General features: G+C 24.4%; 11 protein-coding genes. All 11 read right to left on the reverse strand.

From position 1 onward, the window contains the following. Positions 1 to 129, reverse strand: a 129-nt coding sequence (locus ACRDDY_RS12795) for a sugar phosphate nucleotidyltransferase (protein WP_438565342.1), incomplete at its 3' end; no start/stop codon positions are given. Positions 130 to 138: 9 nt separating this feature from the next. Further along, positions 139 to 1,479, reverse strand: a complete 1,341-nt coding sequence (rfbH, locus tag ACRDDY_RS12800) for a lipopolysaccharide biosynthesis protein RfbH (protein WP_438565336.1) — start codon at positions 1,477 to 1,479, stop codon at positions 139 to 141. Positions 1,480 to 1,484: 5 nt separating this feature from the next. After that, on the reverse strand, positions 1,485 to 2,462 hold the full coding sequence (locus ACRDDY_RS12805) for a glycosyltransferase family 2 protein (protein ID WP_438527111.1): 978 nt from the start codon (positions 2,460 to 2,462) through the stop codon (positions 1,485 to 1,487). After that, positions 2,463 to 3,119 (reverse strand): CatB-related O-acetyltransferase, encoded by a 657-nt coding sequence (locus tag ACRDDY_RS12810; protein WP_438527110.1) that lies wholly within the window; start codon positions 3,117 to 3,119, stop codon positions 2,463 to 2,465. Then, positions 3,103 to 4,167 carry a glycosyltransferase WbsX family protein gene (locus ACRDDY_RS12815; protein ID WP_438527109.1) on the reverse strand — a complete coding sequence of 355 codons (1,065 nt, stop codon included), beginning with the start codon at positions 4,165 to 4,167 and terminating at the stop codon, positions 3,103 to 3,105. The genes ACRDDY_RS12810 and ACRDDY_RS12815 overlap by 17 nt, the downstream gene beginning before the upstream one ends. Beyond that, positions 4,164 to 5,123, reverse strand: a complete 960-nt coding sequence (locus ACRDDY_RS12820; protein ID WP_438565337.1) for a glycosyltransferase family 2 protein — start codon at positions 5,121 to 5,123, stop codon at positions 4,164 to 4,166. The genes ACRDDY_RS12815 and ACRDDY_RS12820 overlap by 4 nt, the downstream gene beginning before the upstream one ends. Then, positions 5,120 to 6,238 carry an EpsG family protein gene (locus ACRDDY_RS12825; protein WP_438565338.1) on the reverse strand — a complete coding sequence of 373 codons (1,119 nt, stop codon included), beginning with the start codon at positions 6,236 to 6,238 and terminating at the stop codon, positions 5,120 to 5,122. The genes ACRDDY_RS12820 and ACRDDY_RS12825 overlap by 4 nt, the downstream gene beginning before the upstream one ends. A gap of 83 nt (positions 6,239 to 6,321) precedes the next feature. Next, entirely contained in the window at positions 6,322 to 7,239 is a 918-nt protein-coding gene (locus ACRDDY_RS12830) for a glycosyltransferase family 2 protein (protein WP_438565339.1), read from the reverse strand. After that, a complete protein-coding gene (locus ACRDDY_RS12835) occupies positions 7,240 to 8,010 on the reverse strand; it encodes a glycosyltransferase family 2 protein (RefSeq protein WP_438527105.1) in 771 nt (256 codons plus the stop codon). Between the two features lie 2 nt (positions 8,011 to 8,012). Beyond that, positions 8,013 to 9,296 carry an exopolysaccharide biosynthesis polyprenyl glycosylphosphotransferase gene (locus ACRDDY_RS12840; RefSeq protein WP_438565340.1) on the reverse strand — a complete coding sequence of 428 codons (1,284 nt, stop codon included), beginning with the start codon at positions 9,294 to 9,296 and terminating at the stop codon, positions 8,013 to 8,015. A 14-nt stretch (positions 9,297 to 9,310) separates the two neighbouring features. Next, a complete protein-coding gene (locus ACRDDY_RS12845) occupies positions 9,311 to 10,228 on the reverse strand; it encodes a Wzz/FepE/Etk N-terminal domain-containing protein (protein ID WP_438565341.1) in 918 nt (305 codons plus the stop codon). Between the last annotated feature and the right edge of the window lie 414 nt (positions 10,229 to 10,642).

Genomic DNA, 10,642 nt, shown 5'->3' on the forward strand with positions numbered 1-10,642 from the left:
TAGTGAATAAGTTTTCATTATATGCCATAAAATTGGTTTTCCTCCAATTTCTACCATTGGCTTTGGTATTAAATTTGTAGCTTCGCTAAGTCTTGTTCCAAATCCACCTGCTAAAATAACTGCTTTCATCTCTTCCCCCTATCCTAAAACATACTCTCTAACTTTTTCTATCATAAAGTCTAACATTTCATTTGTCATTCCTGGATATACACCAATCCAAATTGTATTATTCATTATAAAATCTGTATTTTTTAAATCTCCTACAGTTCTAAATCCTTCTCCTGAAGCTCTCATCTCATCAAAAGCTGGGTGCTTTATTAGATTTCCTGCAAATAGATTTCTTGTTTGAATTTTATTAGCTTCTAAATACTTTGCTAATTCAACTCTAGATTTTCCTGAATTTTCTTTAACAGAAATTAAGAATCCAAACCAACTTGGATTGCTATCTTTTTCTTTTTCTGGTAGTACGATCTTATCACTTAAATCTTTTAATCCGTTATATAATCTTTCCCAGTTATTTCTTCTAGCTTCAACGATTGCAGGAAGTTTTTCAAGTTGAGCACATCCTATTGCTGCTTGCATATCTGTAACTTTTAAGTTATATCCAAAGTGTGAGTATACATATTTGTGGTCATAACCTAAAGGTAATTCTCCAAATTGCTTTGTAAATCTATATTTACAAGTATCATCTTTTCCACTATCACACCAGCAATCTCTTCCCCAATCTCTGAAAGAATTAACTAGTCTAGCTAATTTAGAATTATTAGTATATACAGCTCCTCCTTCTCCCATAGTCATATGATGAGGTGGGTAGAAACTTGATGTTCCTAAATCTCCAATAGTTCCTGTTTTTTTCCATTCTCCATCTATAAAGTACTCTGAACCTAAAGCATCACAGTTATCTTCTATTAACCATAAATTATTTCTATCACAAAACTCTCTTACAGTTTTTAAATTAAAAGGATTTCCTAAAGTGTGTGCTACCATAACTGCTTTAGTTTTTTCTGATAAAGCTGCTTCTAATTGAGTTACATCTATATTATATGAAGGAATCTCTACATCTACAAATACAGGAATTGCTCCATATTGAATAACAGGAGTTACTGTAGTTGGAAATCCCGCTGCTACAGTTATTACTTCATCTCCTCTATTTATTCTTCTATCACCTAAAGATGGCGATGTTAATGCCATAAATGCTAAAAGATTAGCTGATGATCCTGAATTTACTAGTGAACAATATTTTGTTCCTAAATAATCAGCTAGTCCCTTTTCAAATTTTTTAGCCCAAGGTCCTGTTGTTAACCAGAAATCAAGTGATGAATCTATAAGATTTACCATCTCTTTTTCATCAAAAAATCTTCCTCCATAATTTACATATGTTTCTCCTGGAGTAAACTCTTTTTTTTCTCCAAATTTTAATTCATATAACTCTTTAGTTTTTTCTAATATTTCTTGCTTTAAGTTATCTATTTTACTCATATGCACTATCTCCTTATAACTTTTATTAATTTACTAAATACACGAATACCTAAAAAATATAGTTTTTTTAACGATTTTGGAAGTTTTATCAAAGGAACACAAAATATCCAAAATTCTAAGTATTGAGAAAATGTAATATTCATCTCCTTATATACATCTTCACTTTCCCATTTATTTTGTTCACCTAAATTCATTATATAAACTGGAAAAAACTCTCTTAACATTTTTTTATTAATAAAATCTATTGTTATTTTTTCTAATCCTTTATCTAGAAAAAAATTAAATATACCATTTTGATTTTTTCCAAATGTTTCAAATAATTTATAATTACCTATATTATCTGCTCTTTCAGTTGTAAAAATTTCAGAATTTAAATATATATTTTCTTTACTTTTTAATATCGATTGAAAATAAAAATTTTCTTGAATTAAGTTACTCCCTTTATAATTCTCATAATTAGTTTTCCAATCTATATATTTTCTATTAAATATATTAGCAGTTATAAAAGAAATCATATAATTTACATTTTTTATAAAAATCTGAGTTTCATCTTTAGTGAACTTTTCTTTGTTCTTTTTTAAATTTTGATTACTTATATGTAATAAACCTACTTCAGAATTTTTATCTAATAATTTTATTATTTTTTCTAATCCACCTTTTAGTAAAAACTCATCATCACCAAAAATCCAACAAAATTTACCGTTACTTTCCTTTATTAATTTTAAAAAATTACCATCTGGGCCTATATTTTCTTCATTTTTTGAAAATTTAAAATTTACTCCGTCTGTTTTGGCTCTTTTATCAAATTTTTTTAATAATTCTTCTGTATTATCAATAGAAAAATTATCTGAAACAATTATTTCTATTTTCTCTTTTATATCATCTGTAATTTGTTCAAAAAATGTTATTAAAGCTTTTTCTAAATACTTCGCTCTATTAAACGTTGGTATTAATACAGAGAGTAATATTTTATCTGTTCCCATTTAATTTTCTCCAAATTCTTTTTTTATTGTTTTTACTAAATCTAATGTCAACGATTCGTATAATTTATTTTTTAATTTTTCAATTTTTTTCAAATCTACTCTATTCCAATCAACCTCTAACATTTCATCAATTATTTCTCTTGGATATCTATATTTTATTATCTTTGCGGGATTTCCTGCTACTACAGCATAAGGTGGTACATTTTTAGTAACTACACTCCTCGCTGCAATAATTGCCCCTTGACCTATTGTTATCCCTGACAGTATAACTGAATCTGTTCCCAACCAAACATCATTTTCTACTATAATTGGTCCTTTTGTCAATGATTCTGTTTTTTCATTTAAACACATCACTTTAAAAGGATACGTCGTAAAAGTATTAATTTCATGATTACCATCCAGTAAAAAAACTACACCAGGAGCAATTGAAACAAAATTTCCAATCTCTAATCTTGAATCTTTATTTCCATATGTTTGAACCTCAATTTCTCCGTATGAAAATTTCCCTACTCTTACTTTATCTATAGGAAATTTTTTAGTTGGTATTGTCCTATTATTTTTATTTAATTCTCTCCATTCTAACTTAAACTTTAAGTTTTCAATATATTTTTTCAAATCACTAAAAATAAAATAAATCATTTTAATTATTTTTCTCATTAACTACCTTCTTTATAATATTTAAATAATTGTATTCATTTTTTTCATCAGGTTCTAAATACATTCCTTCAGCCCACTCATTCCAAGCATTAAAAAATACAAATTCATTTGCTTTATTTTCTTCTATAATTTTTTTTTGATTTTCTAAATATTTTTCAAAATGCTCAATATTTTTATTATAAATAACATATCCTCTTTTAGAGTGTCTTGGAGTCGAATCCCAAGCTGCAAAACTACCTAAAAAAACTTCTTTAGTTGTCGAATATGTTTCTGCTATTTGGATGCTTTTTTCATATAATTTCTCTGATTTAAATACAGCAGGACTTATTTTTAATTTTCTTTTTATTTTATATTCTAATAATTTAAATAAATTTTGTTTAAAAAAACTAATTGTGGGCTCTCTTAATGTAATACCTTGAGTATATTTTCCCACAGGTTGCTGAGCTTCAAAATTTATTGTTTCTACAAGATATATTCCATCTAATCCCACTTCTTTACACTTTTCATTATAATATTGTATTCTTTTATCAAAATTGGGAATGGCTTTCGCGTCGTAAACCACTAAAATTGGTTTATTTTTTATTTTTATATATCTCGAATCAATAAAAAATTGTGCTAAATATTCAAAATGTTCATTCCATTCATTTTCATCACCATAAGTTTGCTCTACTAACATCTCCATCGTTCCATTCCAAGTTTTTTTCCACGAATGATTTGCCCAACAAAAACAAAATTTTTGCTTTATATCTTTCCATTTCAAAATATTTTCAGCTGGTTTTTCCAAAAGTTTCTTTCCGCTAAACCAATAATGATAATAACAAAATCCGTATATCCCATAATCTTTTGAAAGTTTTGTTTGCCATTCCACAATTTCTTTATCTAATAAATTATAATAATTTTTATTCAATGGAAGTACCGGTTGATGATGATTTTTATACAGAGGTTTTGCTTTTTTTAAATTTGTCCACTCAGTAAAACCAGTTCCCCACCATTTGTTATTTTCTTCTATTTCATGAAATTGTGGTAAAAAATATGTAATTATTTTCATTTTTTCTCCTTTTTAAGTAACATTCTAAAATACATCCTTAAAAATAGTAGTATTTTTTTCATTCTATAATCTTTATATAAAATAAGATCATACGATTTTAAATTTTTTTCAAATTTTTCTACTTCTTTTTTTATATTTAAAAAATTTTTAATTTTATAGCTCCTACCAATTATTGAATAAGCTGTTTTTATTAAAAATTTTTTTTCTATAAACAATAATGCTTTTTTATTTTGAATATATATTTTTTTTTCTTTTAAGAAATTTTTTATATCTGAAAATGTATTAAATCCTTCTTGGATTTTTTCTATTTTTATATTACTTGTTATAGAATTAGGATTATATCTATATAAATATGCAACTTCATCTGTAAAAACTATTTTTTTAGATACCGTAGCATATTTAAATACAAAGGCTAAATCTTCGGCTATACTCGTTTCAACTGGAAAAAAAATTTTAAATTTAGTTATTAATTCTTTTTTAAATAATTTATTACAAGGACTATTAAATAATATTGAATTTATTTTTTTTATATCATCATTTAACTTTATTTCTTTTTTTGAATAATTTATAATCTTTTGAATTTTCTCATTATTTAACTGCTTTATTTTTGTTATTATTAAATCTGCTTTTAATTCATTCATTTTTAAAAACAATACTTCTAGAAAATTTTCTTCCAAAACGTCATCACTATCTATAAAACAAATATATTCTCCACTTGAATTGATTATACCTCTATTTCTTGTATAACTACAGCCCTTATTTTCGTGTTCAAAATATTTTATATTCTTATTCTTATTTTGATAACAAATACAAACTTCTCTACTTTTATCGAAAGAGCCATCATTTATTAGTATAATTTCAATATCTTTATATGTTTGCTTTAAAATCGACTCGATGCATTTTTTTAAATACTTTTCAGCATTATATACAGGTATTATAACACTTATTTTTTTCATTTTTCTTCCTCATTTTTTAATATTTTTATATTTAATTTATAATCAAAATTATTTACTGAAGTACTATTTTTATAATAAGTTATATTTTTTGCTTGGTATATCATTGCAATGAATATATAAATTGCTATGTATATTCGTGATTTATTTATATATTTTTTCTCTTTAGATAACTCACTATATTTTTTATACAACGGAATTATTACTATTATTAATATAATATAGTAATCTGAAAGTCTAGCTAAATTAGTACTTATTGGAGTTAATCCTACATACATAAAAACTCCTATTTGAAATAATTTTATCAATCTATCACTTATTATTTTTTCATTTTTATTTATTATTTTTTCAAAATACAGATAATTCAATACCCTATTATAAAAAATTACAAGTAAAAACGATAAAATTAAAAATATTATAACTATTTTTATTCCATTTGGTTTAAAATCTAAATGTAAATATCCTAAATATCTTCCTCCTAATAAAAGAATTATATAATTTGTTAATTTTTTTATAACAATTGTTACACATGGAATGAACAACCAATACTTTTTTTTTATTTTTATCTTGTCTAAAAATAAAACAATTGGAATAGTACTCAAAATACTTATATGAAATAAACTTCCTAACGCTATATATCCAATTCCTATAATCTTTTGATTTTTATAAACTATAAATTTTAAAGAATATAAAAATATACTTATTGCTATTGCTTGTCTTACTCCATTAGACCAAACATTCATGAAAAATTTTTGATCTACAAAAAAAAGAAAAAAACTTAAATAATAATATGGTGAAGTATATTTTATAAATTTATTTAAAAAATATATCATTATTACTGTTGTTATTAAAAAAAACATTTGGCTATCCATACTATATTTATCAAGAATTTTATAAATCTCTACATAGATTCGTTCTTGCCCGATATCTTCAATCCATAAATTTTCATTTATTATTCTTACATATGTATCATAATCTGTTCCTATTTTATATCTAAATCCAATTACAAAAACTAAACATATAATATACATTTTTTTTAATAAAATATTTAAGTTTTTTGCCAGAATTATTTTTTCATCTAATACGCACAATAGTATTGTACCTATATATAACAACAACCAAATCTTCATTTTTTTGATTTGATAAATTTTATAACCAACTTATCCGCTCCTTTTTTATTTTTTATGAAAATTAATATACTTTAAAAATATATCCAGTGAATTATTTTTTTTAAAATTCCATTTTTTAAGAATTTTTTTCTAAAAATCCATTTTTTTTGAAGCCATATATTTTTTGTTTTTATTGTTATAAATTCTTCTATTTCATCTCTATTTTTTACTTCAATATTTTCAAGACTGTCGATTATATCTTTAACTTGACTTATTTGTCTAATACTATCTTCTTTTAAATTTTTTATTTTAAGCTTTATGTAAGATATAGAAATTTTTGTTGCACCAATTTGATTAAATGGATGTTGCCTATATAAAACTGTTTGTTCAGAAACATATGCTATTTTTCCACTAATAGATGCTATTATTGAAATTATCCAATCATGCATAGTTCCATTTGGAAAATCTCCTTTGGATAAATTAACTAACTTTCTATTTAACATCATAGTACATCCTGTTATGTTATTTTGTACAATCAAATAATTATAAGTCTTTCTATTTGGATTTAAATTTTGAAATTTCCAAAAAGAATTTGCAATTATATTTAAACTTTTGTCTACAACTTTTAAATCTGTGTGAATTAAAGTAGGACCATCCTCTATCTCCAACATTTTATTTAAAGTTAATTCTATTTTATTTGGCAACCATATATCATCTTGATCACAAAACATAATATAATTTTCTTTTGAGTTTCTAAGTAGTTCTAAAAAATTGTCCTTTGCTCTAAGCCCTCCTTTATTATCTCTTAATAATTTTATTTTACTAGGATATTGTTTTTCTAGTTTCTTTACTATCTCTATTGTTCTATCTTTTGAACCATCATCACGTATTAAAAGATTCCAGTTTGTATATGTTTGATTGAATAAACTTTCAATCTGTTCCTCTATATAATTTTCACCATTATAAGTAGCCATTAATATCTCTACTTTTGGATTCTTTTTTAATTCCATCTATATCCATCCCCATTTGTTAAAATATTTTATTGCTGCTTTTAGATGTATTTTTGCCATTTTTTTATTTTTAAATGATTCTTTTGCATGGGCGTGAATAATCTCTACTTTTGGATAAAATACTGTTCTATATTTCTCATGAATTCTTCTACTTAAATCAAAATCTTCCAGATACATAAAATATTGCTCATCAAATAGCCCTACAGTCTTAAAAACTTCATTTCTTACAAACATAAAACATCCTGATAATATAGGAACATCCATTATTTTATCATAACCTGTTTCTCTCATTTCATATTTATAGTTATTTTTTTCTATTACTGATTTAAACGGACAAAATTTTCTCAAAAACAAATCCTTTGGCTTTGGTATTCTTTTACACAGATATTGTATATCACCATTTGGATATTTAACCATAGGCATTATATTTCCTATATCTCTGTTTTTTTCCATATAAGAAAATAATTCTTCTAAAACACCTTTTTTAAAGTAAATATCTGGATTTAAAATTAAATGATATTTGGATTTTTCACTTATATTTTTTAATATTTGATTATGTCCCCAACCATATCCACCATTTTTATTATTAAAAATATATGAAATTCTAGAATCATTCATATTTTTTATATATTTTTTTAATTCATCATTTGGTGAGTTATCTGATATATACAAATGAACATTTAAACATGTATTTAAAAAACTATCAATAGCCTTTTTTAACTCATCTAATTTTGTATTGTATACTACAATACTCGAAGTAATATCGTACAATTTTACCTCCCCTTTCCAAACAGTACTACTTTTACTGTTTTAAATAATATTATTATATCCATTGCTATATTTTGATATTTTATATAATAAATATCATATTCTAATTTTTTCTTTGCATCATCGATACTTGCTCCATAAGGATACATAACTTGAGCCCAACCAGTAAGTCCAGGTTTTACTGCATAACGTAACTTATACATATTAATTTTCTTTTCATAATCTCTTCCCAGTTCATCCCACTCAGGTCTAGGTCCTACAAAACTCATATCACCATTTAAAACATTCCAAATTTGAGGCAATTCATCTAATCTAGTTTTTCTTATAAATTTTCCTATTGTTGTTATTCTATCATCCTTTTCTGAAGCATATTTAGAATGCTCATTTGGATTATGTATCCTCATAGATCTAAATTTTACTATTTGAAATATCTCACCTCTCCATCCAACTCTATTTTGTTTAAAAAAAGCTGGATTTGAAAAAAATTTTCTAGGATTATCTAACTTCACTAAAAAATAAGTTATTATCATAAAAGGTAATCCTATTAAAAACACAACCAATGCCATAGCTACATCAATAAACCTTTTTAATCTTTTATCTAAAGTAGAGGTTAATACATCAAATCCTTTTGATTCTAAAAACCATTTTTTTGATATTTTGTCTACGTCTATCTTTCCTTCTACATTTTGTAAAAAAATATCTGAGTCTAAAACCTTCATTCCAGATAACTTTAATTTAAAAATTTCATCAATTAATTGTTCTTCTAACTCTTTTAAATATATTATTTCTGTAATTCCATAAACTTTTATAATATCTTCAATCTCTCTTATTTTTCCAAGAGCATTACTATTTTTATCACTAACAAATCCTATATAACTGTATTCCAAATTATCTATAATACCTTTTTTTACTCTTCGTTCCTCTGTTTCGTCTCCTAGTATTAATACTCTTATATTATTTTTATACAATTTTCCTAAAACATATCTAATTAAATTTTGCAATCCTGTATATATTAAAAAATAAATAATTATTTCAAAGTCTTTATGGAATATTAATAATATAAAAAATATAGCGCTATTTAGAGACATTGAAATCAAAAACTCTTTAACAGAATATTTTTCTCTTAAAGTAAATATTCCAAATACATAATAAGATAATATAAGCATAAAAAACAACCCATATATAGAAGTATTTATACTTAAACTCATAACTCTTACAACCCACTCATATAGCAAAAAAAGAGCTAATGTGTAGGGTATTCTTCCCCTTGCATTCTGATTATGTTTCATTTGCAATTCAACTCCTACTTTTTATATCTTTTTTTATATCCATCTATAAACTCTTTTAAAAATGCTACCATTACTCCTAAAAATAATCCCATTAATATTCCAACAACTAAAATTATTTTAGCTTTACTTTGTCCTTTTAGAAAATATATGTCTGTAGTTTCTTTAATAATATCTGCTTTATCATCTAAAGAATCAAGTCTAATTAACTCATTAACATATGTATTATAATACTTCTCTTGCTCATTTTTTCTTAAATTTAATTCTGGATATTTAGCTGCTATATAATTCATCTTTTCTTCTGGTTTTAAAGCTCTTAAATCGCTATCTTTTTTAAAAATATCTAAAATTTCATTTTGAATATTTTCAATTTCTACTTTAGTTTTTTCTAAAGAATCACTCTTTAATTTTTTCTCTTTCGTAATTATATCTACCAGATTATCTTGTTCTCTTAAAATCTCTATATATTTATTTATAATATCTTTCCCACTATTTTCATCCACTATTATCTGGGTTTTTATTGATACTTCTTCAGGTTTTTTTTCATTTTTAGATATAACTATCAATTCTTGTAAAAATTTTCTTTCTGATGCCATATTTTGCATCTCTTCTGGTGTATTTTCTAGATACTCTTTTTTTATAGGTTCTATTTCTAAGATTTTTTCAACATTTTTATCTTGAAGTAAAACTGTGTCTACATTTATTTTATTTAGACCCTTTAATCCATAGGTATCTTGTTGAATAAGAATACTCTTAACCAAATAATTTGGTGTATTACTACGGACATAAAGTGCTACTATTAATGACAATAGTGTAGAAATTACAGTAGTTATAACGATACTCCATTTATGTCTCACTAGTATCTCAATTAATTCATAAAGATCAATCTCATCATCGTATTGTTTCGGCTCCATCACTTTTAACTCCTTGTTCATTCTATCCCCCTGTATATTTTTTATCCACGTTATTATATCATTTTTTTAGCATGAAAAAAAGTAGAAGTTTTTTTATTTTTTTTTATTTTTTCTTCAAAAGTGTATATTTTTTAAATACTTTTCTTTGGAATAAAACAAGGTCTAGAAATTTTCTAGACCTTTAAATTTAATTTATATTTATTTGTGAGTGAGATGTAACTTGGGGGATAGTCATTCTCTCAACTCTATTGCCTATGCTTCTTAAAACAAGGGTATTATTCCCTGTTACTAACACTCCAATAAGTGTTAATACAGTATAGATTATTTTTATGGTTTTTATCATAGGCCTATGCCTCTGGTGCATTTTCCACAAAGTAATTAAATGCCATTAATTCAGCTTTTTGAACATCTATTCTATCTAATGAATTTTGTCCT

The organism is Clostridium sp. (genome assembly GCF_051656525.1).
In the GTDB taxonomy this organism is placed as follows: Bacteria; Bacillota; Clostridia; order Clostridiales; family Clostridiaceae; genus Clostridium.

Bases quoted from the DNA above. Each gene is read 5' to 3' on its own strand.
- rfbH (WP_438565336.1), bottom strand. From the start codon at position 1,479: ATGAGTAAAATAGATAACTTAAAGCAAGAAATATTAGAAAAAACTAAA.
- ACRDDY_RS12805 (WP_438527111.1), bottom strand. From the start codon at position 2,462: ATGGGAACAGATAAAATATTACTCTCTGTATTAATACCAACGTTTAAT.
- ACRDDY_RS12810 (WP_438527110.1), bottom strand. From the start codon at position 3,119: ATGAGAAAAATAATTAAAATGATTTATTTTATTTTTAGTGATTTGAAA.
- ACRDDY_RS12815 (WP_438527109.1), bottom strand. From the start codon at position 4,167: ATGAAAATAATTACATATTTTTTACCACAATTTCATGAAATAGAAGAA.
- ACRDDY_RS12820 (WP_438565337.1), bottom strand. From the start codon at position 5,123: ATGAAAAAAATAAGTGTTATAATACCTGTATATAATGCTGAAAAGTAT.
- ACRDDY_RS12830 (WP_438565339.1), bottom strand. From the start codon at position 7,239: ATGGAATTAAAAAAGAATCCAAAAGTAGAGATATTAATGGCTACTTAT.
- ACRDDY_RS12840 (WP_438565340.1), bottom strand. From the start codon at position 9,296: ATGAAACATAATCAGAATGCAAGGGGAAGAATACCCTACACATTAGCT.
- ACRDDY_RS12845 (WP_438565341.1), bottom strand. From the start codon at position 10,228: ATGAACAAGGAGTTAAAAGTGATGGAGCCGAAACAATACGATGATGAG.